Origin of the sequence: Paucilactobacillus oligofermentans DSM 15707 = LMG 22743 (assembly GCF_001434315.1) — a bacterium.
In the GTDB taxonomy this organism is placed as follows: domain Bacteria; phylum Bacillota; class Bacilli; order Lactobacillales; family Lactobacillaceae; genus Paucilactobacillus; species Paucilactobacillus oligofermentans.
The window spans coordinates 629,959-656,883 of record NZ_AZFE01000031.1 but is presented as its reverse complement, the minus strand read 5'-3'; the positions used below and the strand labels follow the sequence as shown (position 1 = coordinate 656,883).

The 26,925-nt window shown below is 36.1% G+C and carries 24 protein-coding genes and 1 tRNA gene; 21 read left to right on the top strand and 4 right to left on the bottom strand.

The features are described 5' to 3' along the window. Positions 1 to 3 precede the first annotated feature (3 nt). The 13 genes from gyrB to FC70_RS06665 all read left to right on the top strand — a co-directional run bounded on the left by gyrB (position 4) and on the right by FC70_RS06665 (position 14,392). Positions 4 to 1,947 carry a DNA topoisomerase (ATP-hydrolyzing) subunit B gene (gyrB, locus tag FC70_RS06725; protein WP_057890224.1) on the top strand — a complete coding sequence of 648 codons (1,944 nt, stop codon included), beginning with the start codon at positions 4 to 6 and terminating at the stop codon, positions 1,945 to 1,947. A gap of 82 nt (positions 1,948 to 2,029) precedes the next feature. Further along, entirely contained in the window at positions 2,030 to 4,510 is a 2,481-nt protein-coding gene (gyrA, locus tag FC70_RS06720; protein ID WP_235804088.1) for a DNA gyrase subunit A, read from the top strand. Positions 4,511 to 4,709: 199 nt separating this feature from the next. Continuing rightward, entirely contained in the window at positions 4,710 to 5,006 is a 297-nt protein-coding gene (gene rpsF, locus FC70_RS06715; RefSeq protein ID WP_057890222.1) for a 30S ribosomal protein S6, read from the top strand. A 40-nt stretch (positions 5,007 to 5,046) separates the two neighbouring features. Beyond that, positions 5,047 to 5,565 carry a single-stranded DNA-binding protein gene (ssb, locus tag FC70_RS06710; protein WP_057890221.1) on the top strand — a complete coding sequence of 173 codons (519 nt, stop codon included), beginning with the start codon at positions 5,047 to 5,049 and terminating at the stop codon, positions 5,563 to 5,565. Positions 5,566 to 5,592: 27 nt separating this feature from the next. Next, entirely contained in the window at positions 5,593 to 5,835 is a 243-nt protein-coding gene (gene rpsR / locus FC70_RS06705; protein WP_057890220.1) for a 30S ribosomal protein S18, read from the top strand. Between the two features lie 126 nt (positions 5,836 to 5,961). Continuing rightward, on the top strand, positions 5,962 to 6,288 hold the full coding sequence (locus tag FC70_RS06700) for a type II toxin-antitoxin system antitoxin (RefSeq protein ID WP_057890219.1): 327 nt from the start codon (positions 5,962 to 5,964) through the stop codon (positions 6,286 to 6,288). A gap of 10 nt (positions 6,289 to 6,298) precedes the next feature. Next, complete coding sequence (locus FC70_RS06695) at positions 6,299 to 7,123, top strand: SPFH domain-containing protein (protein ID WP_057890218.1); 825 nt, start codon at positions 6,299 to 6,301, stop codon at positions 7,121 to 7,123. A gap of 144 nt (positions 7,124 to 7,267) precedes the next feature. Beyond that, positions 7,268 to 9,292, top strand: a complete 2,025-nt coding sequence (locus FC70_RS06690; RefSeq protein WP_057890304.1) for a DHH family phosphoesterase — start codon at positions 7,268 to 7,270, stop codon at positions 9,290 to 9,292. Between the two features lie 6 nt (positions 9,293 to 9,298). After that, positions 9,299 to 9,751, top strand: a complete 453-nt coding sequence (gene rplI, locus FC70_RS06685) for a 50S ribosomal protein L9 (protein WP_057890217.1) — start codon at positions 9,299 to 9,301, stop codon at positions 9,749 to 9,751. A gap of 18 nt (positions 9,752 to 9,769) precedes the next feature. Further along, on the top strand, positions 9,770 to 11,155 hold the full coding sequence (dnaB, locus tag FC70_RS06680) for a replicative DNA helicase (RefSeq protein ID WP_057890216.1): 1,386 nt from the start codon (positions 9,770 to 9,772) through the stop codon (positions 11,153 to 11,155). 72 nt (positions 11,156 to 11,227) lie between these two features. Next, entirely contained in the window at positions 11,228 to 12,403 is a 1,176-nt protein-coding gene (locus tag FC70_RS06675; RefSeq protein WP_057890215.1) for an MDR family MFS transporter, read from the top strand. Between the two features lie 343 nt (positions 12,404 to 12,746). After that, positions 12,747 to 13,631 (top strand): ABC transporter ATP-binding protein, encoded by an 885-nt coding sequence (locus FC70_RS06670; protein WP_235804083.1) that lies wholly within the window; start codon positions 12,747 to 12,749, stop codon positions 13,629 to 13,631. Positions 13,632 to 13,633: 2 nt separating this feature from the next. Continuing rightward, the gene (locus tag FC70_RS06665) at positions 13,634 to 14,392 is read left to right on the top strand and encodes a hypothetical protein (protein ID WP_057890214.1); all 759 of its coding nucleotides are present in this window, start codon (positions 13,634 to 13,636) and stop codon (positions 14,390 to 14,392) included. 82 nt (positions 14,393 to 14,474) lie between these two features. On the opposite strand, the gene FC70_RS06660 is transcribed toward FC70_RS06665, so the two are convergent. Then, entirely contained in the window at positions 14,475 to 14,936 is a 462-nt protein-coding gene (locus tag FC70_RS06660) for a hypothetical protein (RefSeq protein ID WP_057890213.1), read from the bottom strand. A 133-nt stretch (positions 14,937 to 15,069) separates the two neighbouring features. Between FC70_RS06660 and gloA2 the strand changes: the two genes are divergently transcribed. Beyond that, complete coding sequence (gloA2, locus tag FC70_RS06655) at positions 15,070 to 15,450, top strand: SMU1112c/YaeR family gloxylase I-like metalloprotein (RefSeq protein ID WP_057890212.1); 381 nt, start codon at positions 15,070 to 15,072, stop codon at positions 15,448 to 15,450. Positions 15,451 to 15,521: 71 nt separating this feature from the next. Here the strand turns inward: gloA2 and FC70_RS06650 are convergent. After that, positions 15,522 to 15,594, bottom strand: a tRNA-Lys gene (locus FC70_RS06650). 277 nt (positions 15,595 to 15,871) lie between these two features. Between FC70_RS06650 and yycF the strand changes: the two genes are divergently transcribed. From yycF to rlmH, 7 genes are all read left to right on the top strand, one after another. After that, positions 15,872 to 16,573 carry a response regulator YycF gene (yycF, locus tag FC70_RS06645; protein WP_057890211.1) on the top strand — a complete coding sequence of 234 codons (702 nt, stop codon included), beginning with the start codon at positions 15,872 to 15,874 and terminating at the stop codon, positions 16,571 to 16,573. A 14-nt stretch (positions 16,574 to 16,587) separates the two neighbouring features. Beyond that, on the top strand, positions 16,588 to 18,447 hold the full coding sequence (gene walK / locus FC70_RS06640; protein WP_057890210.1) for a cell wall metabolism sensor histidine kinase WalK: 1,860 nt from the start codon (positions 16,588 to 16,590) through the stop codon (positions 18,445 to 18,447). Continuing rightward, positions 18,428 to 19,732 (top strand): YycH family regulatory protein, encoded by a 1,305-nt coding sequence (locus FC70_RS06635; protein ID WP_057890209.1) that lies wholly within the window; start codon positions 18,428 to 18,430, stop codon positions 19,730 to 19,732. Before walK ends, FC70_RS06635 begins: the two co-directional genes overlap by 20 nt. Before the next feature lie 22 nt (positions 19,733 to 19,754). Next, the gene (locus FC70_RS06630; RefSeq protein WP_057890208.1) at positions 19,755 to 20,591 is read left to right on the top strand and encodes a two-component system regulatory protein YycI; all 837 of its coding nucleotides are present in this window, start codon (positions 19,755 to 19,757) and stop codon (positions 20,589 to 20,591) included. A gap of 14 nt (positions 20,592 to 20,605) precedes the next feature. Further along, positions 20,606 to 21,412 carry an MBL fold metallo-hydrolase gene (locus tag FC70_RS06625; RefSeq protein ID WP_057890207.1) on the top strand — a complete coding sequence of 269 codons (807 nt, stop codon included), beginning with the start codon at positions 20,606 to 20,608 and terminating at the stop codon, positions 21,410 to 21,412. A gap of 87 nt (positions 21,413 to 21,499) precedes the next feature. Beyond that, positions 21,500 to 22,783 (top strand): S1C family serine protease, encoded by a 1,284-nt coding sequence (locus FC70_RS06620; RefSeq protein WP_057890206.1) that lies wholly within the window; start codon positions 21,500 to 21,502, stop codon positions 22,781 to 22,783. Positions 22,784 to 23,418: 635 nt separating this feature from the next. Further along, the gene (gene rlmH / locus FC70_RS06615; RefSeq protein WP_057890205.1) at positions 23,419 to 23,898 is read left to right on the top strand and encodes a 23S rRNA (pseudouridine(1915)-N(3))-methyltransferase RlmH; all 480 of its coding nucleotides are present in this window, start codon (positions 23,419 to 23,421) and stop codon (positions 23,896 to 23,898) included. Positions 23,899 to 23,970: 72 nt separating this feature from the next. Here rlmH and nhaC read toward each other — a convergent pair whose 3' ends face one another. Continuing rightward, on the bottom strand, positions 23,971 to 25,356 hold the full coding sequence (gene nhaC / locus FC70_RS06610) for a Na+/H+ antiporter NhaC (protein ID WP_057890204.1): 1,386 nt from the start codon (positions 25,354 to 25,356) through the stop codon (positions 23,971 to 23,973). Positions 25,357 to 25,772: 416 nt separating this feature from the next. Continuing rightward, positions 25,773 to 26,825, bottom strand: a complete 1,053-nt coding sequence (locus FC70_RS06605) for an FUSC family protein (RefSeq protein WP_057890203.1) — start codon at positions 26,823 to 26,825, stop codon at positions 25,773 to 25,775. Positions 26,826 to 26,925: the final 100 nt, after the last annotated feature.

The following is a 26,925-nucleotide window of genomic DNA, read 5'->3' as shown; positions in this document are numbered from 1 at the left end:
TACATGAGTACTGAAAAGGAAACAAAAGCAGAATTAGCTAAAGAATATGATGCCAGCCAAATTCAAGTTTTAGAAGGACTTGAAGCGGTTCGTAAGCGACCAGGTATGTATATTGGTACGACTTCTTCACAAGGACTTCACCATTTAGTTTGGGAAATTGTTGATAATGGGATTGATGAAGCCTTAGCTGGGTTTGCCAATCACATTACCGTTACCGTTGAAAAAGATAATAGTATTACCGTAACTGATAATGGTCGGGGAATTCCAGTTGATGTACAAGCTAAAACTGGTAAATCAGCGTTGGAAACGGTCTTTACGATTTTACATGCCGGTGGTAAATTTGGCGGCGGCGGATATAAAGTTTCTGGTGGGCTGCATGGGGTTGGGGCCTCAGTTGTTAATGCGCTCTCAACTAAATTAGATGCCAAAGTTATTCGTAATGGGAAAGAATATTACGTTGATTTTGCTTACGGTAAAGTAGTAACACCAATTAAAGTCATTGGTACTCGTCCTGAAGATGAACATGGAACGATTGTTCATTTTGTTCCAGATCCTGACATTTTCCGTGAAACCACGACGTTCGATATTAAGGTTTTGACGACCAGAATTCGGGAACTAGCCTTTTTGAATAAGGGTCTTAAAATTAGTATTACCGATAATCGTCCTGACGAACCATCAACTGAATCGTTCCACTATGAAGGTGGAATTAAGCATTATGTTGAATATTTGAATGCTAATAAAGAAGTTTTATTTGAACCACCCATTTATTTAGAAGCTGAAGAAAAAGGGATTACGGTTGAAGTTTCCCTTCAATATACGGATGATTTTCATAATAACTTGTTAACTTTTACGAATAATATTAATACTTACGAAGGTGGAACTCATGAAACTGGGTTTAAGACGGCACTAACCCGCGTAATTAATGATTATGGTAAGAAAAAAGGGATTTTGAAAGAAAACGAAGATTCATTATCCGGTGATGATGTTCGTGAAGGTTTAACGGCTGTTGTTTCAATTAAGCATCCGGATCCTCAATTTGAAGGTCAAACCAAGACTAAATTAGGTAATTCTGATGCTAGAACAGCAACTGATCACTTATTTAGTGAAACCTTTAGTCGTTTTATGATGGAAAATCCCGATGTTGCGAAAAAGATTGTTGAAAAAGGAATTTTAGCATCAAAAGCGCGGATTGCTGCGAAACATGCCCGTGAAGTTACGCGTAAAAAGAGTGGTCTTGAAATCAGTAATTTACCTGGTAAGTTAGCAGATAATACTAGTAAAGATCCAGCCATTTCGGAACTATTTATTGTCGAAGGGGACTCTGCTGGTGGTTCTGCCAAGCAGGGACGTTCACGCTTAACGCAAGCTATTTTACCAATTCGTGGAAAAATTTTGAATGTTGAAAAAGCCAGTTTAGATCGAATTTTAGCTAATGAAGAAATTCGTTCATTATTTACAGCTTTAGGAACTGGGTTTGGAAATGAATTTGATGTTGGGAAAGCTAATTATCATAAATTGGTAATTATGACCGATGCCGATGTCGATGGCGCTCATATTCGGACACTACTATTGACCTTGTTCTATCGCTTTATGCGACCAATGGTTGAAGCTGGCTATGTTTATATTGCGCAGCCACCATTGTATCAAGTGCGCCAAGGTAAATTTATCCAATATATTGATTCTGATGAAGAATTAGCAACGATTTTAGGAACTTTACAACCATCACCCAAGCCAGCAATTCAACGGTATAAGGGACTTGGTGAAATGGATGCCGAACAGTTATGGGAAACGACAATGGATCCCACCAGACGTCGATTATTACGAGTTAGTTTAGATGACGCGATTGAAGCCGATCAAGTTTTCTCAATGTTAATGGGTGATAAAGTTCAACCACGACGTGAATTTATTGAAGAAAATGCGACATTCGTAGAAAACTTAGATTTATAAATCGTTTTAAAAGGGAGGAACAATCGTGGCTGAAAAAGATATTTCAGGAACAAAGATAACCGATGTGAATCTATCGTCACAGATGCGAACATCATTTTTAGATTACGCGATGAGTGTTATTGTGGCGCGTGCGTTACCAGATGTTCGTGATGGCTTAAAACCCGTCCATCGTCGGATTTTGTATGGAATGAACGAATTAGGTGTTACACCAGATAAACCTTATAAAAAATCGGCGCGTATCGTCGGTGACGTTATGGGTAAGTATCATCCTCATGGGGATTCAGCAATTTATGAATCAATGGTCCGGATGGCACAAGATTTTAGTTATCGGAACATGCTTGTTGATGGTCATGGTAACTTTGGTTCCGTCGATGGTGATGGCGCTGCTGCCATGCGTTATACCGAAGCGCGAATGAGTAAAATCGCGATGGAAATGGTTCGTGATATTAATAAAGATACTGTTGATTTTGTTGATAATTATGATGGTACTGAACGAGAACCATCAATTTTGCCAGCTCGTTTTCCTAACTTATTAGTTAATGGAGCTTCTGGAATTGCGGTTGGGATGGCAACTAATATTCCAACCCATAATTTGGCTGAAGTAATTGGCGCAATCCATATTTTAATGGATAATCCTGAGGCAACTACGGCTGACTTGATGGAAGCCGTTCCGGGTCCTGATTTCCCAACTGGTGGAATTGTGATGGGTAAGTCAGGGATTCGTAAGGCTTATGAAACTGGGCGCGGAAGCATTATTGTCCGGGCTAAAGTCGATATCGAAGAACTAAAAAATGGTAAGCAACGAATTGTTGTGACTGAATTACCTTACATGGTTAATAAAGCTAAATTGATTGAACGAATTGCTGAATTAGCTCGTGACAAGCGGATTGAAGGAATTACGGATGCCAACGATGAATCTGATCGTGAAGGTATGCGGATTGCCATTGATGTTCGTCGCGATGTTAGTGCCGAAGTCGTTTTAAATAATTTATATAAATTAACGTTATTGCAAACATCATTTAGTTTTAACATGTTGGCCATCGTTAAAGGAACGCCAAAAGTTCTTAGTTTAAAACAAATTCTTGAATATTATCTTGAACATCAAGAACAAGTTGTTCGTCGTCGGACTGAATTTGACTTGAAAAAGGCACAAGCGCGAGCACATATTCTCGAAGGATTGCGAATCGCCTTAGATCATATTGATGCAATTATTGCGATTATTCGTGGTTCACAAACGAGTGAAATTGCTAAAAATCAATTAATTGAAAATTATTCATTATCTGAACGTCAAGCCCAAGCAATTCTTGATATGCGTTTAGTTCGTTTGACTGGTTTGGAACGTAATAAAATTGAAGATGAATACAATGCGTTAATGGATTCAATTACTGATTTTAAAGATATTTTGGAACATTCTGAACGAATCCAAAAAGTTATTTATCAAGAACTTCTTGAAATTCAAGAAAAATTTGGCGATCCTCGTCGAACTGAATTACAAGTTGGAGATGTTACCAGTATTGAAGATGAAGACTTGATTGAAGAAGAAGACGTAATCGTTTCGTTGACTCATAATGGTTACATTAAACGACTTCCAGTTGATGAGTTTAAAACTCAAAATCGTGGTGGTCGTGGCGTTCAAGGCATGGGTGTCCATGATGATGATTTCATTGAACAAATGATTTCAACGTCAACACATGATATGCTGCTCTTCTTTACCAATACTGGTAAGGTGTTCTCAATGAAGGGTTATGAAATTCCTGAATACGGCCGAACAGCTAAGGGAATTCCAATCATTAATTTACTCGGAATTGATTCGGAAGAAAAAATTTCAGCCGTTGTTAACATCGCTCGTGAAACTAACAATGACGATAACTTCTTATTCTTCACAACCTTAAAGGGAACGGTTAAACGGACGCCGGTTTCTGAATTTACCCATATTCGGAATAATGGTTTGAAGTCAATTACCCTTAAAGAAGATGATTCGTTAATTGGCGTTTCAATTATCTCTGAAGACCAAAACATGATTATCGGAACTCATTTAGGCTACGCAGTTAGCTTTAAGGGTGCTGATGTTCGTTCAATGGGACGTTCCGCTTCTGGAGTTCGTGGAATTCGTTTACGTGAAAATGATTATGTAATTGGTGTTGATATTCTTGAAGCTGATAGTAAAGTCTTTATTATTAGTGAAAAAGGATTTGGTAAGCAAACGAGTGCCAGTGAATATCCAATTAAAGGTCGTGGTGGTAAAGGGATTAAGACCGCTAACGTGACTGAAAAGAACGGACCATTAGCTGGGATGACGACAGTTACTGGTGATGAAGATATCATGTTGGTAACTGATAAAGGGGTTATCATCCGCTTTGATGTTGCGAATGTATCTCAAACGGGACGAGCAACATTGGGAGTTCATTTAATTAAAATGGACGATGAAACTCATGTGGCAACGATGACGAAAGTTGCTAAAGAAGTTGATGTTCCTGAAGATGAGGCTGAAGCAACAACTGACAGTATTGAAACTGCCGTTGAAGCACCAGCTAACACAGATGAATCATCAACCGAAGAATAAAAATAAATAATTAAATGAAAATCCTGAGTTATGTGCGTATCTAGTATATGTATCGTAATTCAGGATTTTTATGTCCTTGTTTTATTTGTTGTAGCATGCTATAATTTTTGTTTGTGAGTATACGTTTTTTACGTTTTACTTTCCTTGTCCCACTCAATTGGAAGTGGGACCAATAGTCCATAAGGAGGTGTAACAGTCAATGGAAGCAACACGTTATGAAATTACGTACATCGTTCGTCCTGATCTTGATGATGCAGCTAAAACTGCTCTTGTTGAACGTTTTGACAAGATCGTCACAGACAACGGTGCTACTATCGTTGATTCAAAAGACTGGTCTACTCGTCGATTTGCATACGAAATCGCAAATTATAATGAAGGAACTTACCACATTATTAATTTGACAGCAAATGACGACGCAGCTTTAAACGAATTCGATCGTTTAGCTAAGATCAGCGAAGATATTCTTCGTCACATGATTATTAAACGTGAAGGATAATATTTAGTCGAAAGATAACTTTAGAAGGGAGTATTTAGCTATGATTAATCGTGCCGTACTTGTTGGACGTTTAACTAAAGATACTGAGTTGCGATACACAACTAGTGGAACTGCAGTGGGAACTTTCTCACTTGCAGTTAACCGTCAGTTCACGAACCAAGCTGGTGAACGTGAAGCTGACTTCATTAACTGTGTAATTTGGAGAAAAGCTGCAGAGAATTTCGCTAATTTCACACATAAAGGATCTTTAGTTGGTATCGAAGGACGGATTCAAACCCGTAACTACGAAAACCAACAGGGACAAAGGGTTTATGTAACTGAAGTAGTTGTAGAAAACTTTTCACTACTTGAACCTCGTTCACAAAATCAAAATTCAGCCCCAGCCGGCAATTCGAATTTTGATAATCATGCATCTACCCCCCAAGGTTCGTCAGCAAACGATAATCCGTTTGGTTCACCAAGCAGTGCTAGCAATAATAATTCTAGTGCAGCAGCTAACGATCCATTCGCTAGCAATGGTCAATCAATCGACATTTCCGATGATGACCTACCATTTTAATTAATTTAGAATGAGGAGGAAACTTCAATGGCTCAACAACAAAGAAGAGGTGGCGCACGTCGTCGCCGTAAGGTAGATTACATTGCTGCCAACCATATCGAATACATCGATTACAAAAACACTGATTTGCTTAAGCGTTTCATTTCGGAACGCGGTAAGATTTTGCCACGTCGTGTTTCTGGTGTTAGCGCCAAAAACCAACGTCGTTTGACACAAGCAATCAAACGTTCACGTATTATGGGATTATTACCATTCGTTGCAGAAGATTAATAATCAAAAAAATAACTCATTTATGGGTTATTTTTTTTGTGATAAAACATGATAACGGTTGCATATCTTGGATCAATATAATATGATAAAGTTAATATCAAAATGATATCAGGAAGGTGATGTCAATTGGCCGAAGATAAAAAAAAGTTTTTATTACGACTTGATCAAGATTTATATGATCATTTGTCTGAGACTGCACAACAAAAGAATCGGAGCATTAATGCACATATTGAACATATTTTGGAAGAGTCGGTCAAAGGAAAAAGCTTTGAGCAACGGCAAATAACCGGGCAAGTAGTTAATGGCAAGGATATCGATCAAAATACTGGTTTGGTTCAAGTCAGGGGAATTTATTATCGTTATTTGACGAGTGATAATTCATTGGCCGAAGAAGCCGCACAGTATGCGATTGTTGATGCCGTTGGTAATATACTGACATTACGTAAAATATAGGAGGGCTATTATGCCATTTGGATTAAAGATCGTACCACAAAATAATCAAGGTTTGGTTGAAACGTTAGGCAAGTATCGTAGCAGCGTTGAATCAGGGCTCCATTTATATATTCCTTTTATTCAAAAAATTCGCAAAGTTAGTTTAGCAATGGAGCCGTTATCATTACCAAATTATTCAATTATTACGAAGGATAATGCGGATGTTTCAGCTAGTTTAACGTTAAACTTTCATGTAACTGATGGGGTTAAGTATCAATATGAGAATACTGATTCGGTTGAATCAATGGCCCAATTAGTTCGTGGTCATTTACGTGATATTATTGGCCGTATGGACTTAAATGAAGCTTTAGGATCAACAGCTAAGATTAATCAAGAGTTGGCCTTAGCGATTGGTGATTTAACAAATACGTATGGAATTAATGTTGACCGGATTAATATTGATGAATTAACCCCATCGAAAGCTATTCAAGAAGCCATGGATAAACAATTAACGGCTGATCGTGAACGTGTTGCTACAATTGCCAAAGCTGAAGGTGAAGCTAAGTCGATTGAATTAACGACGAAAGCGAAGAATGATGCTTTAATGGCCACCGCCAAAGCGGAAGCAGATGCTACTCAAACTCGTGCCGATGCAGAACGTTATCGAATTGATACGATTCAGGCAGGGTTAAGTAATGCCGATGATAAATATTTCCAAAATCAATCGATTAATGCCTTTTCTGATTTAGCTAAGTCAGCAACTAATTTAGTTGTTGCGCCAAATGACAATGTTAGTGAATTTGGAAAGTTACCCGTTGTTGGTAAATTATTGGGCAAAGGAATCAAAAAAGCATAGTCTCTATTGAGGTGGTTCGAAAGTTATTTGAACTACCTCTTTTTTAGTGGATTTAAATACTTCAAATCACTTTTATAAAATGTGATAAAATGAAATTACTAAAATAAACGTTAAATAAAAGATTTATGCATGATTGGAGCAACTATGAAGGACTTCTTTGATCGAGAAAATATTGAAATATTTATCAAAAATACTAACGTGCGATCATTGGCGCTGTTTTTATTTGTGGTATCAGGATTAGGAATCATATTTGCATTCCTGATGGGCTGGATTTACGGTCTAATTATGCTTGTCCTAATTGTGATTGGGCTTTATTTTTCAATTGAATTATTACAAAAAATGGCAACCGATACGCATGAATATTTGAATGATTTGGCCTATCGAATAAAAACGGGCGAACAACAAGCCTTGTTAGAAATGCCAATTGGTATTTTGGTGTTTGATGATAAAGATAAAGTTGAATGGATTAATCCTTATTTGGCACATTTTTTTGGCGATGAAGATTTAATTGGTAATCAATTAGAAGCCGTTGAACCTGAATTATTTAAAAAAATCAAAGCACATTGGGATGACGAAGATTATCACACAATTGAATGGGCAGGAAAACAGTTTACGCTACTAGTTCAGGCCGATTTTAATATTGCATATTTAATGGATGTAACTAAATATATTGAAATCGAATCATTATATGAAGATGATAAATTAGTTTTAGGTAATATTTATTTAGACAATTATGCTGAAATTAGCCAAGGGATGAGTGATTCAGATATATCGAATTTACGTAATTACATCACCTCAGAATTAAATGAATGGGCTGAAAAATATGGGTTATTTATTAAAACAATTGATGACGATTATTATTTGATTTTAGGACATCAAAGTTCATTAGATATTGTCGAACAAAATAAATTTTCAATTTTAGATGTAATTCGCGAAAATACAACTAAACAAAATTCACCAGTAACTTTAAGTGTCGGCGTAGCTTATGGGGATAATGATTTAAACAAATTATCCAAGTTAGCACAAAGTAATCTTGACTTGGCGCTTGGTCGTGGTGGTGATCAAGTCGTCGTTAAAGCGGCGGATAAGCAAGCTCGTTTTTATGGTGGTAAAACTAATCCAATGGAAAAACGGACTCGTGTTCGAGCACGGATGATTAGCCAAGCGTTACAAGAATTAATGACCGAATCGGATCAAATTTTTGTTCAAGGACATCGAATTCCAGATATGGATTCAATTGGAGCTTGTTTAGGGATTCAAAGAATTGCGAAAATGAATAATCAAGAATGTTGGATTGTATTGGATAATGACCATATCCATTCAGATGTGGCGAAATTATTGGAAAAGGTCGACGAAGATGGTTACCAAGATATACAAGACCACATCATTACAGTAGATCAGGCATTAGAGAAAGCGACCGATCATAGTTTATTAATTATGGTTGATCATTCGAAGCCTAAAATTTCAATGTCGGAATCACTATTTGAACGATTAAAGAGTCGAGTAATGATTATCGATCATCATCGACGTGGTGAAGAATTTCCAGAAAACCCCATTTTGGTGTATATTGAGCCTTATGCATCATCAACTTGTGAACTAATTGCTGAAATGATTGAATATCAACCTCGTGATTCAGAGGGAATTAACAAATTAGAGGCAACCGCGATGTTGACCGGGATTCAAGTTGATACTAAATCATTTACGTTACGTGCGGGGACCCGAACCTTTGATGCAGCTAGTTACTTGCGTTCAGCAGGTGCTGATGGATTATTGATTCAAGAGTTAATGAAGGAAAATGTTGATAGTTATATGCAACGTAATTATCTAATTTCAAGAGTTGAAATTTTGAATCAAACCATGGCGTTAAGTGCTGGGGAAAACGATGTAATTTATGATTCAGTTACGACGGCACAAGCCGCAGATTCATTGTTAACGATGGACGGAATTGATGCATCATTTGTGATTACTTTGCGTGATGATCACTCGGTTGGGATTTCAGCCCGATCGGTTGGCGACTTTAATGTGCAAGTAATTATGGAAGCCATGGGTGGTGGTGGTCATTTATCAAATGCAGCTACACAAATTAATGATAAAACGGTCGCAGAAGTACGTGCTGATTTAATTGAAATTTTAAATAAACCAGAAAATGAAGATGAAAACGAGGAATAATTAATTATGAAAGTTATTTTTTTAGAAGATGTTAAGGGTCGCGGTAAACGTGGCGAAGTTAAGGATGTTCCAGATGGCTATGCTCAAAATTTTTTAATCAAGAATGGTAAGGCTAAGCAAGCCAATAAAGCGGCCATTAGTGCGTTAGCTGGTCAAAAACATGCAGAAGATAAGAAACATGCAGAATTAATTGCGGAAGCAGAACAGACAAAACTAAAGCTGGAAAATGATAAGACGGTAGTTGAATTGAAAGCCAAAGCTGGCACTGATGGCCGTCTTTTTGGTTCAATTCCAAGTAAGCAAATTGCGCAAGGTCTTGAAGAACAATATGGAATTAAAATAGATAAACGTAAAATGGAAATGAACGATGCCATCCGGACAATGGGTTATACCAATGTGCCGGTTAAGTTATTTGCTAATATTGTTGCCTCAATTCGGGTTCATGTGACAGAGAAATAAGACTTAAGGATTATAAAAATGAATAATGACGTGTTAATTGATCAAACGCAACCACAAAATATTGAAGCAGAAAAGGCCGTCCTCGGGGCGATCTTTTTAAGTAATGATGCACTTGTTGAGTCAATGGAGTATGTAACTTCTGATGACTTTTTTAAACGTGCGCATCAAATAATTTTTGATAAAATGGTTGATTTAAATGATCGGGATAAACCAATTGATGTTTTAACAATTCGTGAAGAATTACAAAAATCAAATCAAGTTGATGATATTGGTGGCGTTAGCTATATCGTTGAATTAGCGGAGACGGTACCAACGGCAGCCAATGTGGTTTACTATGCCAAAATTGTTCAAGAAAAATCAGTTTTACGAAAATTAATTAAAACCGCAACGACGATTGTTACCCGAAGTTACGTGGGTGAAGAAGAGGTTTCTGATTTATTAGATGAAGCTGAACGTTCAATTATGAATGTTTCAGAATCGAATAGTAAAGAAGGTTTTAAAAATATTCGCGATGTCCTAAGTGATAATCTGAAAGAATTAAATCGTTTGGCGACTGATGATTCAGATGTCACGGGGTTATCGACCGGATTTACAGAACTTGATAAAATGACTACCGGACTACATGAGGATGAATTGATTATTCTGGCAGCGCGACCGGCCGTTGGTAAAACAGCATTTGCGTTGAACATTGCACAAAATGTCGGAACTAAAAATGATACCGCAGTCGCTATTTTCAGTTTGGAAATGGGAGCACAATCGCTTGTTAGCCGGATGTTATGTGCTGAAGGAAGTATTGACGCCAATCATTTTAGAACGGGGAATTTAACGCCGCAAGAATGGGATAATTTGATGGTTGCAATGGGTAGCCTATCGAAAACAAAAATATTTATTGATGATACTGCAGGAATTAAAGTAGCAGAAATACGAGCAAAATGTCGTCGTTTAGCTAAGGAACAAGGTGGTATTGGACTGATTGTAATTGATTATTTACAATTAATTGAAGGAACTAATCATGAAAACCGTCAACAAGAAGTTTCTGATATTTCTCGGCAACTTAAGAAATTAGCTAAAGAGTTACACGTACCAGTGATTGCATTATCACAGCTATCTCGTGGCGTGGAACAACGGCAAGATAAACGACCAGTCTTGTCTGATATTCGTGAATCTGGATCAATTGAACAAGATGCCGATATTGTTGGTTTCTTATATCGAGAAGATTATTACGATCGTGACAATGATGCCGATGATAGTAATGCTGATCCGCGTGATAATGATGAAAACGTTGGTGAAGTTGAAGTTATTATCGAAAAAAACCGTAGTGGTGCTCGTGGAACGGTTCGGTTGCTATTTGTAAAATCATATAATAAATTTTCGTCGATTTCGTATGCCCCGGATGGGCATTAAAATAAACCCTAATTCGTAAAGTCTACGAGTTGGGGTTTTAACTGTTAGTATACAAAAAAGGAGTACAAGAACTTGAAAAATGAGATTCGCCTTCGTTGGTTAGTAATTGGTTCGTTTATTAGTAGTTTAGGAACTAGTTTTATTTGGCCACTAACCACGATTTATTTGCATAATCAACTCCATGAATCGCTAACGATAATTGGGTTTGTATTGTTGATCTATTCAGGTACCAATGTAATTGGTAGTTATTTGAGTGGCATGCTTTTTGATAGTGCTGATCCAAGAAAATTAATTATTATGGGGTTGATTATCGATATTTTAGCCATGAGTAGCTTAATTTTTTGGAATGGATGGCCTGTTTATCCGATTCTACTAGCAGTCGTTGGTTTCTTTAATGGTTGGCTGACAACCTTGATTAACTCGCTAGGAACGTTAATTAGAAGCATTGATGGTCGGCATGTATTTAATATGCTTTATTTTGCTAATAATTTAGGAATTGTTTTAGGAACTTCGGTGGTTGGGTTTATTTATCGTGGTAATGTTTCACCATTATTTGCGTTGACGGCCATTTTATATGTAGCTTATTTATTTGTAGCGTTTAAACATTTTCGAATTGTTAGGCCTGCCAAAGGATTACGACAAAAAGATGTGGTTGAGAAAATTCCAATTCCGAAACCAAATTTAATTGTAATGTGGACCTTTTTCATTTCCTTAGCAATTGTGTGGATTATGTATGAGCAGTGGGTTAGTAACATGTCAGTTTATGTTACTGATTCTGGAGTATCGCTGGCGCAATATAGTTTTCTGTGGACGATTAATGCGGGATTAATTGTGATAATTCAAGTGATAATGAGTCGGATTACACGCTTTTTGAAAAATCCATATAATCAAATTTATATCGGAATTTTGTTCTGTGCGATTTCGTTTTTCGTGTTAATTTTTGCGCATTCTTATACGGCATTCGTGTTAGCAATGGTTATTTTAACGGTCGGTGAAGTAACAGCTTTTCCAACGATGCCTGCAGTCGTTAATATGTTATCGCCACAAGATGTTAAGGGAAAGTATCAAGGATTAATGAATGCTTTTTCCTCAATTGGTAAAGCGTTAGGACCATTATTTGGTGGATTAATTATTGAAGGCTCATCGTATAAAATTTTATTTATTGTATGTGCTGGAGCGATTATTGCTGTTGATATATGTATTATGGTAGTTGTTACTTGGAAGAAAAAACAGTTAACAAGTTATTAAAATGTTTCATGTGAAACTTATTAAAAAGTAAAATTGAGGCAACTAATTCACTTTGAATTAATTGCTTTTTTCTTATCCAATAATAAGTACTTGCATAATTTTAAATACAGAGCTAATATGTGTTTGTGAAAAGATTTACAAAGTATGTTGAATTTAATTCACCATGATTTTGATTTAATGGATGGTGTGAAAGTTATTATAATTTTTTAATCGGAATTAAAGTTCTTAATAGTGTGAGTATAAATAGAATATATGTATAAATTAATCTTATTTAATTAGCGGTTATCAGATGATTTTTGGGATTTTTATACTAACTATTGTTAAAAAATGAGAGGGTTATAATATGAAAATAATTGAAGCCCAGAACATTAGTAAAAAGTATAAAGCTAATTCTTTTTATTCACTGAAAGATATTAATTTTTCAATTGAAACCGGAGATATTGTTGGCTTGATTGGTAAAAATGGTTCTGGAAAAAGTACATTATTAAAATTAATGGCAAAAGCACAAAAACCAACAACGGGGACATTAAAATTTAAAGGTATTGATATCTCGAAAAATAACAATATTCTTGATAAGTTTGGCATAATGATTGAGCCTATTTTTTATCCACATTTAACGGTTTATGAGAATTTAATGTTTTTTTTAGAAATTCATAAAAAAGAAAAATATGTAAATAACATCAAAGATATTTTAGAACTTGTTGATTTATGGAATGCCAAAGATCGTAAACCTGTAGATTTTTCTTTTGGAATGAAGCAACGTTTGTCCCTTGCATTGTCGTTGATTGCAGAACCTGAATTTATGATTTTGGATGAACCCTTTGTGGGCTTAGATCCTCTGGGGGTAAAAAAACTAATTGAAATTTTACAGCAATGGTCAGCTACTAAACATACATCAATGATTATTTCTAGCCATCAATTAAATGAGTTGGAAGACCTGTGCAATCGATATATTTTTATTGATTCAGGCAGGCTCAAAACCCAATTTGACGACAAAAAAAATTTCTTAATAATTCGATTAGATATGCAGGTAGCCCAAGCACAACAAATTATTGCAAGTATAGCAACAAAGTATCAACTCGAAGTAAACAAGCAAGAACTGGAATTACCATTAACACTTGATAAAGGAAAATTAAATGATATTCTTGAGCAATTATCATCTAAAAAATTAATTGAAAAAATTTACTCGGCCAAAGATGAACTAGAAAGTTACTTTACGGAGGGATAGTTATGAATTATTTATTCAGACCCGTTTTTAAAACTGTTCTTAAAAGAAAAGAAACTTGGTTATGTGTAGGTTTTAGTGCTTTCCCATTATTGTTGTTGCTAGTTGATTTTTTTAGTACTAATTTCATGCAATTAAGTGCACCAAAAGGTTCACTGAGTTTTCTTGAATTTTTTGGTGCAGTTGAATCTGTGCAATATCAATTGACATTGCCAATTATTGCCTTTATTTATTTAGTGGTCACTTGTTTTCACGACGAAATTAAATCTGGAAAAATGTTTCTTTTCAAAGATATTAAACGTTCGAAAATATTGAATGCTAAAATTGCTTCAGTTATTGGTGTTTATTTTATTTACTTTATTTTGACTTTTGTAGCTAGTCTAATCACTTATTATTTACATTTGATTCATATGGATTATACTTCAGGTACATTTTTGCCAACGCAGTTAGTTGATTTACAAGACGCTATTATTTCTATAATTGGTATTTTTGCAGTAACACAACTATGTATTTTAATTTCAGTAGCTATTTCGATTAAACTAAGTGATGGTCTAACAATGTTAATTGGTATTGTGTTTGCCTTAATTTCTTTTATTGCCCCAAGTTTAAAAGGGTTAAAATATTTTCTTCCTAATGGTTATTCGGGATTATTAGTACAGTTAGGCTTTGGAACTTCACTATTCATGATTGTATTACTCTTCTGTATATATGCGTTAATTATTTATTTATGTTCTAATCGAGCATTTAAAAAAATGGAATATTGATTTTAGAATATATGTAAAAATTAATGTATCTGAGATTAAATGTTTCATGTGAAACAAAAAAGGATGCCATTGGCAGCCTTTTTTAATATTCACCTTTAATTACGAAAAATGAACCGCGAATGGTACCAGCTAGTTTTGACTTTTGACGGGCGAACTTAAATTTACCATCAAATTCTTTGGGGATATCCATCCCGTCGGTGAGCTTAAAGCCAACGGCACGTTTACCATTAGGATCAAGACTATAGAGAGTGTTTACTTCTAAACCATTTTCATAAAAAACAAATGACCACTTAACGCCATCAACTTCTAATTCACTAACTTCGAGTGGTTTGTAAGGGAAGGTCATATCACGTTCTTTTAAAATAGTTTCAATCCAAGTTAAAATATCGGGAGCATCTGCTGCAGGCGTTGTGATAAAGTTATGTTTATATTTATTCCAAAAGTAGCGCGCTTCATTGGCACGTAAGCCTGCCAATGCTTCTGCAACTGGTGATATTTCAAGGCCGATAGTACTAGCATCTTTAAAATTAACCTGATACGCCATTTAAAAGCCTCCGTAAGCCGTTTATGAGTGACTGAATAGGGAATAATGGTATTATTTAGACGACAATTATAATTGCCCTAAATACCAAAATTTAGGCTAATTATAGCATATAGGAAATAAACAGGAGGGCGTAATGAATTTTAATCAAATTGATCATATTGCGATTATCGTAAGTAATTTAGCAAAAGCAAAAGAATTTTATGTAACCAAATTAGGATTTGAAATTGTACGTGAAGTTTCACGCTCAGATAAACAAGATGTGATGTTGGATGTTAAAAACGGAACTGTTAAGTTAGAAATATTTGTTAAAGCTGATGCGCCCGCCAGGCCCAATTATCCAGAGGCGACTGGTTTACGTCATTTGGCTTTTAAAGTTGAAAATATTGAAGCTTATGTAGCTGAATTAGACTCTAAAGGAATTAAGTGCGAACCAATTAGAACGGATGATTTTACAGGTGAAAAAATGACCTTTTTCTTTGATCCAGAGGGGTTACCACTTGAATTACATGAATAATTAATGCGACAAAAAAAGCTTGCAACCACGGCGACCAACACGCATCGTGATAACAAGCTAATATAGGTAAATGGGCAGCCAGGGGATCGAACCCTGGACCCACGGATTAAGAGTCCGTTGCTCTGCCAGCTGAGCTAGCTGCCCATAAGTGTTAAATTTTTTCAACTCAGATATAATATCATGAATTTTGTAGTGACGTCAATACTATTTGCAATAAAAGTTAATAAAACGCGTTTATTTAGCGATTTTCATAAAAAAAACCAGTGATTGTGACCAACTGACTTAAAAAATAAGCTGAAAATATGTGATTTAACAATTGTGGTATAATAATTCACAAGGCGGCAGTTCATAAAATTGGTTAATTTGGCTGTCCATATATGAAGATAAAATATAAATCCATACCTCTGGAGGGGTTAGCAATATGAAGAAAGTTTTAGTGGTTGATGATGAAAAGCCAATTTCAGATATAATTAAATTTAATTTAGAAAAAGAAGGCTATGATGTTGTCGTAGCTTATGACGGCGAAGAAGCCATTCAAAAAGTTGAAGATGAAGCTCCAGATTTAATTGTCCTTGATTTAATGTTACCAAAAATTGATGGTTTAGAAGTTGCTAAGCAAGTTCGAGCTAAGAAGACAACGCCGATCATTATGGTAACGGCTAAAGATTCAGAACTAGACAAAGTTTTAGGTCTTGAATTAGGGGCGGATGATTATGTCACGAAACCATTCTCAAATCGAGAACTAGTGGCGCGGGTGAAAGCTAATTTACGTCGGCAAGAAGCGGTTGAATCTGCAGTTCCTGATGAAAATGCGGATATTGAAGTTGGTGATTTAACCATTCATCCGGATGCATACACCGTAAGTAAACGTGGTGATAGTATTGATTTAACTCATCGTGAGTTTGAATTACTACATTATTTAGCTCAACATATCGGCCAAGTTATGACCCGTGAACATTTATTGCAAACCGTTTGGGGTTATGATTATTTTGGTGATGTTCGAACAGTCGATGTGACGGTTCGCCGTTTACGTGAAAAAGTCGAAGATAATGCAAGTCATCCAACGTGGCTTATTACCCGTCGTGGGGTTGGCTATTATTTAAACAATCCTGAAAATGATTAGGAGTAATCGAACAATTGAACAGTAAGATTAAATTCTTTCAATCGATTCATTTTAAAATCGCTTTGGTATTCGCTCTGGTTTTGTTAATCACGATCGAAATTATCGGAGCGGTTTTTGTGCGTCAATTGGAACGTCAAAACTTAAATACATTTAAACAACAAATTGAACTACCGGCGTATATTGAAAATTCAATTTCTGAACAATTGTCGAATACTAACAGGAAGAGTGCTAATAAAAAAATTAAGGCAATCTTGTCAGATGTCAATAATGTTAATATTACTGAAATTCGAGTCGTAGATAGTAAGGGTATCATTCGCGGAACGAGTAGTGTTAATAATCAATCAATCGTTGGTCAAAAAACGACAAATGAGGATATTAAGAAAACTATTTCTAATAATCGCTCATATGATCAAAATGTTTATGATGATAAAACTAATGCACGTTACTACGTGTCGTCATTGCCATTACTTAATAGTTCAACTAATAGTAGCGTGGTGGGGTCACTGTACATTCGGGCTAACTTAGAAAGTGTTTATGCCAGTATTAATAAAATCACTTTGTTGAGTTTGTCAGCTGCGATTGTCGCGATTGCGTTAGGTTTATTGGTGGCCATTGTTATTTCCCGGGCAATATCAGTACCGATTGATGAGATGAAAAAGCAATCGATTCGAATTGCACGTGGTGATTTTTCAGGTCACGTTAAGGTGTATGGTAATGATGAACTTGGCCAATTAGCTGGGGCAGTTAATAACTTATCAGTCCGGGTTGAAGAAGCACAAGATTCTACTGAAGCTGACCGTCGTCGATTAGATGGCGTTTTGCGCCACATGTCTGATGGAGTGTTAGCTACAGATCGTCGTGGTAATGTGACCATTATTAACGAAACCGCGGTTGATTTATTAAGTTCTTCATCTGAAGAATCGGTTGGAATGTCAATTTTAGACGTGCTTCACATTCGGCAGGATTATACGATTCGCGAATTGCTAGAAAGTGAAGAAGAAATCATTATTGATTTGTCAACGGATGCTAACGAACTAATTTTACATGCATATTTCTCACTAATTCAGCGTGAATCTGGGTTTATTAGTGGACTAGTTTGTGTATTGCACGATATTACGGAACAGCAACATGAAGAACAAGAACGTCGTCAATTCGTTTCTAATGTTTCACACGAATTACGGACACCATTAACAAGTGTGCGTAGCTATGTTGAAGCGTTAAGTGATGGTGCGTGGGAAGATCCAGAACTAGCGCCTAACTTTTTGGCGGTTGTGCAAGACGAAACGGAACGCATGATTCGGATGATAAATGATTTATTGAGTTTGTCACGAATGGACGCCGGAACTTCCAAGCTTAACTTTGAATACGTTAATTTAAATGAGTTAATTAATTATATTTTAAATCGCTTTGATATGATTTTAAATAGTGATGATCAACCAAGTAAAACCTATAAAATTGACCGAAAAATTACAACTAAAGATCTCTGGGTAGATTTAGATACCGATAAATTCACCCAAGTAGTTGATAATTTAATGAATAACGCTATTAAATATTCTCCTGATGGGGGAACGATTACGGTCCGTTTACTTGAGACACATAATCATGTTATTTTAACGATTTCTGATCAAGGATTAGGAATCCCCCGTAAAGATATTGCGCATGTCTTTGACCGTTTCTTCCGGGTTGATAAGGCACGTTCGAGAAAACAAGGTGGAACAGGGTTAGGATTGGCAATTTCAAAAGAAGTAATTAACTTGCTTGGTGGTCAAATTTGGGTTGATAGTATTGAGGGTAGAGGTTCAAACTTCTATATTTCACTACCTTATGTACCTTATGAAGGAGATGAATGGGACGATGATTCGGAAAATTCGTAGTAATTGGTTACCGATTATATTAACTATTACCATCATTATTAGTCTGGTTTTGTCATGGGCGACATGGACCAATCCGTCTCGGTATAACCGAACTACGGATCAAGATACTTCAAGTTCATCAAAAGTTACGAACCGTTTCTTAAGTGATGTTTTTTTGCCAACGCAAGTTATTAAGAATAATGCGGATGGTTCACAAAATTTAATGTATCCCAAGCAACGTAATTTAGTGGTTTCGGCACAGCAAATTTTAAAGGAATGGAAATTAGGTAAAGTTGATCAAGTATCAACTAAAAGTCAAAGTAAATATTTACACTATTTAAATGCAAAAGATTCGGTAGTTATGAGTTATAATGACGCGGTTTCAATTGGTATATTCAATCGCGTATATAGCCAGTCACTTAGCTCACGTTCGATAAATAAAGTGAAACGAATTGTTATTCCACGCCATGACCCCAAGTATGTTTATTTGTTAAATGATAAAGGGTTTAAAGTTTATCAAGCTAAGGTTACTAAGTTTAGTGATATGAAGACCTTACGTGAAATTACAGGGGAGTCTGCTGAACGCTATCCGATCAAGATGATGATTTTAAATAAGGGTTTGACTGTTCAATATCTAAAATCAATCAAAGTACCTACTTATAGCTATTTACTGAGCAAACAAACTGGGAATACTTTTATGTCGACCTTGATGAATGCTAATCAAAATGCATCAGTCTCAATGCATACGGAAGACAACGTCACTACCTATACTGATGGTACTGACAAGCGCATGAGTGTTGATAATAGTACGAGCATGGTAACGTATGAAAATTTTGTTTCGAAAGAAGAGAACTTCTCGGACTCGCAATTACTAACGGATAGTTTTAAAAAATTAATTAGTATTGGGGTTCCATTGGATAATACAAGATTTGAAAGTTTAGATACTAGTAAAAATGTCGTCACTTATCGGGATTATGTTGGTGGAATTCCAATTTTTAATTCGAATAATTATGGTAGTTTAACCGTCTCATACTCCAGCAACAACGTTCAGCGATATACATTTTCATTATTTAGTTTACAAGTTCCTGTACCAAACAAGTTAGGTAGTCAAGAGTTACCACCAACGGCTGACGTGATTAAAGAGCTTGAAGCTAAAGGAATCAAAGAAAAAGATATTAAAGGGATTCGCTTAGAGTATGAGTGGAAGGCTAGTGAAACCTCAGCAATGGTGGTTGATTTAGAAGCTACTTATTACATTAAGTATCATAATGAATGGGTTAAATATACCGATATTAATAATAGTTAAGTCGGAAAGGAGGGAACCGAGTATGAATTTTAGGCGAATACAATGGATTTTTTTAGTCGCCTTTATTGCGTTGGATATTTTCTTAGGATATTCATATATTTCAAATAATGAATTTACTATTAGTGTGGTCCAATCAACGAAGGATGAGTCAATTATTAGTGAAATGAAAAATGATGGTATTGATGCGGGTAAACTATCGACAACCAGACAATCAGGATATTATATTTCAACGTCTGGAAGTGGTATTCTTCAAGATAAGTTAAATACTTTAAAGGGTCAGTCAGCTAGTTATAATAATGGTGTGTTGACGAGTAATTTTAATCAGCCAGTTAAAATTAATGTTAAACATCCAGACAAAACACTGAATAAGATTGTCGCTGATAAGAATAAGATTTTATTCGGTTCCCAATATGTTTATGCGGCCGATTTGTCGTCTGAATATGAAAACGATGTTATCTATGTTCAAAAAGGTCCTGGATTGAATTTCGGTGGAACGGAAGGACAAATTAGATTTAAAGTTAACTCAGAAAATCAAATTATTAGTTACACCCAGTCATATTTAAATGACGTTAAAACATTACGAGAAAAAGAACGACTGGTCAGTGAGCGGAAGGCCGTTTTATATTTATATCAACATGATGAAATACCCGACAATTCTAAAGTTAAATGGACTAAATTAGGTTATACACGCTTGTTGGCATTAGATGATGACAATGCTGTTTATATTCCAACGTGGATGGTGGCAATTCAAGCGAAAAATAGTGATAGCATTGAAATTAAACGAATTAATGCCTTTACTGGGACCTTAAGTAAGACGGATGCTAGTACGATTAGTGAAGTAACAGAAGAAGCGAACTAAGGAGATAGTTTAACGTGCAAGCAGTTGATCAATTACAATATAGTATTTTAGCTAGTGGTAGTTCTGGTAATGTGACGTATTTAGAAACCCCAGAACATAAAATCTTAATTGATGCTGGCTTGAGTGGTAAAAAAATCAAAGAACTAATGAGTTCAGTAGGTCGGAATATCGAAGATGTCGATGCACTGTTTGTTACGCATGAACATTCAGATCATGTTCATGGCGTGGGTGTTTTAGCCCGTAAGTACGGGATGGATGTGTATGCCAACGAAGGAACTTGGGATGCGATGGCAAAAAAAGTCGGTAAAATCCCCTTTGAACAAAAAAATATTTTTGGTGCTGATACCACGCTAGATTTTGGTGATATGGATATTGAAAGTTTCACGGTTTCACATGATGCTGCGGAACCAATGTTTTATCAAGTGCATCATGACGGAAAAACGTTATGTATTTTAACCGATACGGGCTATGTGTCTGATAAAGTTGCCGGGACGATTCGAAATGCGGATACGTATTTAATGGAATGTAACCATGATATTCAGATGCTGCGGGCGGGTTCATACTCATGGCCATTGAAACAACGAATTCTAAGCGATGAAGGTCATTTATCTAATGAAGATGGCGCTAATGCAATTATGTCGGTGGTGGGTAATCAGACGAAACAAATTTATTTGGGTCATCGAAGTCCAGAAAATAATTTACGTTCACTAGCACATTTAACCGTTTCAACGATGTTACAAGAACATGATTTTGGTGTTGAACATGACTTTTATCTTCATGATACGGAACCTGATCAAGCAACTAAATTAAGCTCGTTATAGGCAAGTTCAAATTACGTAGGGCGTAGTTCATAAATTATTCAAATTTATTTGCTATCCTGTGAAGTAATGAGGATTTGGGAGGATAACATGCAAAATAATAATGATGGAGAAACACCGAAGAAGAAAAAGCGGTTCAAACTCAATTTATGGTGGATAGTTGGTTTAATTGGGTTATTTGCCGGGTTAGTTGGTGGCGGTGCTGCTTATGAAATTGGTTCCTTACTTACTAATGGTCACGTTAGCAGTTTACTTTCAGTGCCATCAAGTTCTAATAAAAAAGGTGGAACTAAGGTTAATCAAAGTAAGGTTACGGGAACGAGCCAATCAACCAAAGCATATAAATCAGTTAAGGCAGCCGTAGTCTCGGTTGAAAATTTACAAGCTGAAGCAAGTAGTTCAAACAGTTTATATACGACTGATTCAAGTAGCAGTAGTTCAGATAGCTCATTAGAAGCCGCGAGCGAAGGTTCAGGGGTTATTTATAAGAAGGATGGCAATACTGCCTATATTGTGACTAATAACCATGTAGTCACGGGGTCATCAGCCATTCAAGTAATTCTAAGTAATGGTAAAAAGGTTACGGCCACAATCGTTGGAACGGATTCGGCAACTGATTTAGCGGTACTTAAAATTAGTTCTAAAAACGTTACGGCCGTCGCTAGTTTTGCCAACTCAAATGAAATTGATGCCGGTCAAACAGTCTTGGCAATTGGTTCACCATTAGGATCACAATATGCATCATCGGTTACACAAGGAATTATTTCTGCGAAGAAGCGGACGGTTCAAGTCCAAGATAATTCAGGTAACACGACTGGAAATGCTACCGTTATTCAAACTGATACAGCGATTAATCCTGGTAATTCTGGTGGGCCGCTAATTAATCTGGCTGGGCAAGTGGTCGGAATTAATTCGATGAAATTAACGACCGATGATTCAGGAACAAGTGTTGAAGGCATGGGCTTTTCAATTCCAAGTAACGAAGTTGTCTCGGTTATTAATAAACTGGTTAAAGATGGTAAAATTACGCGTCCGGCTCTAGGTATTAGCTTGGTTAGTTTAGATCAAGTAACTAGTGCGCAACAAGCTTCAGTTTTAAAATTACCTACTAGTATTACAAGCGGAATAGTAGTGATGTCAATCTTATCGCCATCAGCGGCTGGTAATGCAGGACTTGAAAAGTACGATGTAATTACTAAGTTAGATGGTAAAAAAGTAACGGATGAAGCCTCATTAAAAGATGTTTTATATGATCACAAGGTTGGTGACTCGGTTGCGGTAACCTATTATCACAATGGTGACAAACAGACCGCCACGATTAAATTATCGGAGTCGACTTCATCGTTAAGTAGCAGCGACAGTAGTAGTTCCTAAGTATAAATAATAATCTCTGGATAGTGAAAAGCTATCTGGAGATTTTTTAGTTAAAATACGAACATTGTGAAATGTTGGTACATAAGGCTTAGAAAAGAATATACATTTTAAAATCCGGGATAAATTAATAATCCAACACAAGTGCAGTATATATTTAATAAAATACGAACAATAAATAGAATTATATTGAATATTTAGCGATTTAAGGGTAGTGACTTAAAATTTTTCCGAACAAAATGTCGTAATAAAAATGAGGTAGTTCATAGTTGAATATGCAAAAGATGGTGATTAAATTTTGAATGTGGAAAACTATGTGGATAACTTCTGTTATAATTATTAAGAAATTATAAACGCTGAAAAATAGGCATTCAGCAATGGTGTAAAAGTTATCCACAATGACATTAGTTAGCTGTGGATAACTAATATAAAAGCCAAAACGAACAGTTTAAACGTTGTTATACCAGAGTTTGTAAGCGCAACGCACGAACGCTTGTTTCTGTGCAAAACTGTGGATAACATTTTTGTATAAAATAACGGTGTCAATAGAGTTTGAAGATTATTTGAACTTTTTTTATGCATTTGTGAAGTTTGCCTGTGGAAAAGTCTGTGGATAACTTGTGGAAAAAGAGGTAGTTATGAACATTAAAATAATTGGCGTTGGAAAACTTAAAGAAAAGTACTTTAAAGACGGAATTGCCGAATATGCGAAACGACTTGGACGCTTCGGTAAGTTTACGATTGTTGAAGTTCCGGATGAAAAAGCACCTGAATCTCTTAGTCAGTCAGAGATGGATAATGTAAAGGCTAAAGAGGGTGCTCGGATTTTAGGAAAAATAAAAGATAAAGAATATGTCTATGCCTTAGCAATTGAAGGCAAAGAACGTTCTTCAGAAGATTTCTCAAAAGAACTTACGCAATTGGTAACGTATGGCCATTCAGATATTACGTTTGTAATTGGTGGATCATTAGGCTTAGATGCTGCCGTTATGAAACGATCCAATGCACAGATTTCATTTGGTAAGTTTACGTTACCTCACCAGCTTATGCGCTTGGTTTTAACTGAACAGATATATCGTGCGTTTATGATTAATGAGGGAAGTCCTTATCATAAGTAACTTAAGTAGTACTCAATTAAATCTCAAAAAAACAGCGCTGATTATTTTAATAGTCAGCGCTGTTTTGTTTAGTTAAGCAATCTTTTCTTTGGTTTTATGTTTAAGCCCAATCCCACTAAATGCACTGATGATTGAGAAAATTGGTGATAAGATACTGAAGAAACAAAATGGTAAATAACTGAGCGTTGGGACGCCAAGGGTATTAGCGGCAAAAACGCCAGCAACCCCCCATGGAATTAAGTAGTTAATCACGGTCCCACCATCTTCTAGTGCTCGACCAAGAGCTAAGTTACTTAAATCAGATTTTTCAAAGGTTGGCTTGAATGCTTTACCAGGTAAAATTACAGAGAGAAATTCCTCACCAATAAAGAGATTTACCCCAATTGCAGAAGCGATGACCGTACTGATTAACTGTCCCGGTGTCCGGAGATGTTTAGTTAACGGACTCATGACACTTTCAATTAGCCCCAGGCGCATTAACAAACCACCAAGCGTTAAGGTTAAAATAATTAATGCAACGGTACTGAGCATACTGCTAATGCCACCACGTGATAATAAGGCGTCGATGCTTTTGTCACCAGTATGAGCGACAAAACCATTTTCAATGATACTAGCAATAGTTTGTAGTGAAGTGTGGACGTTATGCCAAAATATTAGTCCAATTGAAACGCTGATATTTAAAAGTAGTGTTGGGATTGCGGGCATTTTAAGACGTGCACAAACAAAAATTAGAATGATTGGAATCAATGCTAATAAACTGATATGTGAATTAGCTTTTAAAATGGCAACGGTCGTATGGATTTTGGTGAGTGAAGCGTCTTGTGATGTATGACCGATAATTGCGTATAAGATTAATGCCCCAATAAACGCGGGAATCGTTGACCACATTAGATTTTTGATGTGATCAAATAGATCAGTTTCAGTGACGGCGGCGGTTAAATTTGTCGATTGTGATAAGGGCGATGATTTATCCCCAAAGATGGCCCCAGAAATAATTGCTGCGGCAACCACCGTGGTATCAAGTCCTAGTGTCGCGCCAATTCCAAAGAACGCAATCCCAACCGTTGAAATAACGGTAAAAGCACTCCCAATGGCACTTCCAACTAAAGCACAGACGACGAAAATTGAAGGAATAAACCAGTGAACGTTAACAATCTGAAATCCCCAAACCATCATGGTGGGAATTACCCCGGCAGCCATCCAAGTACTAATTAAAGCACCAACTAAAATAAAGATAATAATTGGAATAATCCCACTTTTAAGGCCGTCTTCAATTCCACTGTGAATTTCGTCCCAGCTGAAGTGACGGATTCGTGCCCAAAGCATTAATAGAGCAATTACGGTTAGAACAGGGGTTTGGGGTGATAAATGGAAAATAATCACGCCACTACCCATGATGGTTAACATCGTTATTAAAACTAAACTGGCTTCAAGTAAACTAATTTTCTTTTTTGTCATTTTTTAGACATCCTTTTTTGATAAATTTGATTGGTTAATTCAGCAAAAAATAATATCGTAATAATCCGCCACAGCTCTTTTGTTTCATAGTTGGTCTCCTCCTCAGTCTACAAAAAAATCCCTACTTCGCATATGCGAAATAGGGACGATCAGGAAACCGCGGTACCACCCAGTTAGTCCGCTAATATTAGGATAGCAAACCACTCTGACAGGAGATAACGGACCTGTTATAGCCGAAACAAGCATTCAGTATTTCGAAAACATTACCCTGATCGGTTCGCAGCAACCACCGACTTTCTGACACACAGATAATGCACTACTTAGTTTGAATGACATTTGTTTAATAATTGTTATTAATTTACGACAGGTCCTATTAAAAGTCAAGTTATAAGTTTTTGATTTTTATCTGTTAGGAGTCAGATCGACTGATTAGTTAGCGGTAATGAATGATTTTTTTGATATATTTTAAGGATTATTTCAAATAAAGCAGCAAAGATTAATGCGATACTAATACCGATAAAGTTATCCCAAATTCTGATGGAACCAGATAATGATAATCCGTAAATACTAGTGGCTAAAGTTAACGCGCCGAAACAGTTTAAAAGACTATGCAAAAAGTAATTAATTGTGAGACCCAGGCAAAAACCAGCCGCGGGGGCCAGAATAAATAAAATTGATTCAGGTAAATAGTTAGTACATATGATAAATAATAGTGAACCAAATACAATTCCGGCTAATCGATGATGAGCCCTTTTTAAATAATTGCCGGTCTGTGGTAATAAAATGGACATACATGCGTAACCAAGCCAGACGGGACGGTTTAAATTACTCCAATCGCTAATCGCAATAACGATGCTAATGCCTAAAGCCAGTCGAATGTGCCATTGCGTAGTTTTTGAATGTAAATTAATTTGTTTAAATAAATGGTGTAATCTAATTTTAGAATCATTGGCACTGTGTTTAAAAAGTAAAATCAGTGAAAGCATGATAAACACAGTTAAGATTGCAAGTCCTCTAGTTATGACTAAACTGCCAGTAACGGTCATACCGGTAATGAAAATATAACTAAAAACATAAACGCCGGCATTACCTAATTCGGGTCGTGAGCTTGTTAAAATTAAGATTAGTAAGATGCTAATCAGATTAGCAACCAAACCAAGGGCAGTTGGTAAAACAAACCAGAGTACACTACCGATAAACATAATTAATAAGACTATGGCTAGCGCGATAACACCGTCACTAGCGCGAAAGCCAAAACCAACAAAATGCAGTGAAATGATCATACAAAAGCTAGCCACCGCTACACTACTATTTTCATTACCAAAAACGCTAATAAATGTGGTAATATAGCCAATTGCAAAACTAAGTAAACAAAAATCACGCAATAATAAAGCAATGACATATTTTTTTTTGTTATTTTTTGGTGCATTGGTAATTTTTTGTCGCAACACACCTGGACTAAGTTGCATTAATTGGTAAATTAAAATCCCCTCCAAAAAACTAGTGTCAAAGAGTATAGCAAGAATGAGTGATTAATGTCAATCTCAACGTTATAATAAGTAATATTAG

What these genes read in the sequence shown, in the direction of transcription:
- gyrA (WP_235804088.1), top strand. Translation starts at nt 2,030, where the DNA reads ATGCGAACATCATTTTTAGATTACGCGATGAGTGTTATTGTGGCGCGT.
- nhaC (WP_057890204.1), bottom strand. Translation starts at nt 25,356, where the DNA reads ATGACAAAAAAGAAAATTAGTTTACTTGAAGCCAGTTTAGTTTTAATA.
- FC70_RS06665 (WP_057890214.1), top strand. Translation starts at nt 13,634, where the DNA reads ATGAATTATTTATTCAGACCCGTTTTTAAAACTGTTCTTAAAAGAAAA.
- FC70_RS06690 (WP_057890304.1), top strand. Translation starts at nt 7,268, where the DNA reads ATGAAGGACTTCTTTGATCGAGAAAATATTGAAATATTTATCAAAAAT.
- gyrB (WP_057890224.1), top strand. Translation starts at nt 4, where the DNA reads ATGAGTACTGAAAAGGAAACAAAAGCAGAATTAGCTAAAGAATATGAT.
- FC70_RS06660 (WP_057890213.1), bottom strand. Translation starts at nt 14,936, where the DNA reads ATGGCGTATCAGGTTAATTTTAAAGATGCTAGTACTATCGGCCTTGAA.
- FC70_RS06670 (WP_235804083.1), top strand. Translation starts at nt 12,747, where the DNA reads ATGAAAATAATTGAAGCCCAGAACATTAGTAAAAAGTATAAAGCTAAT.
- FC70_RS06695 (WP_057890218.1), top strand. Translation starts at nt 6,299, where the DNA reads ATGCCATTTGGATTAAAGATCGTACCACAAAATAATCAAGGTTTGGTT.
- FC70_RS06635 (WP_057890209.1), top strand. Translation starts at nt 18,428, where the DNA reads ATGATTCGGAAAATTCGTAGTAATTGGTTACCGATTATATTAACTATT.
- dnaB (WP_057890216.1), top strand. Translation starts at nt 9,770, where the DNA reads ATGAATAATGACGTGTTAATTGATCAAACGCAACCACAAAATATTGAA.
- yycF (WP_057890211.1), top strand. Translation starts at nt 15,872, where the DNA reads ATGAAGAAAGTTTTAGTGGTTGATGATGAAAAGCCAATTTCAGATATA.
- rplI (WP_057890217.1), top strand. Translation starts at nt 9,299, where the DNA reads ATGAAAGTTATTTTTTTAGAAGATGTTAAGGGTCGCGGTAAACGTGGC.
- gloA2 (WP_057890212.1), top strand. Translation starts at nt 15,070, where the DNA reads ATGAATTTTAATCAAATTGATCATATTGCGATTATCGTAAGTAATTTA.
- rlmH (WP_057890205.1), top strand. Translation starts at nt 23,419, where the DNA reads ATGAACATTAAAATAATTGGCGTTGGAAAACTTAAAGAAAAGTACTTT.
- ssb (WP_057890221.1), top strand. Translation starts at nt 5,047, where the DNA reads ATGATTAATCGTGCCGTACTTGTTGGACGTTTAACTAAAGATACTGAG.
- FC70_RS06620 (WP_057890206.1), top strand. Translation starts at nt 21,500, where the DNA reads ATGCAAAATAATAATGATGGAGAAACACCGAAGAAGAAAAAGCGGTTC.
- rpsF (WP_057890222.1), top strand. Translation starts at nt 4,710, where the DNA reads ATGGAAGCAACACGTTATGAAATTACGTACATCGTTCGTCCTGATCTT.
- FC70_RS06630 (WP_057890208.1), top strand. Translation starts at nt 19,755, where the DNA reads ATGAATTTTAGGCGAATACAATGGATTTTTTTAGTCGCCTTTATTGCG.
- FC70_RS06605 (WP_057890203.1), bottom strand. Translation starts at nt 26,825, where the DNA reads ATGCAACTTAGTCCAGGTGTGTTGCGACAAAAAATTACCAATGCACCA.
- rpsR (WP_057890220.1), top strand. Translation starts at nt 5,593, where the DNA reads ATGGCTCAACAACAAAGAAGAGGTGGCGCACGTCGTCGCCGTAAGGTA.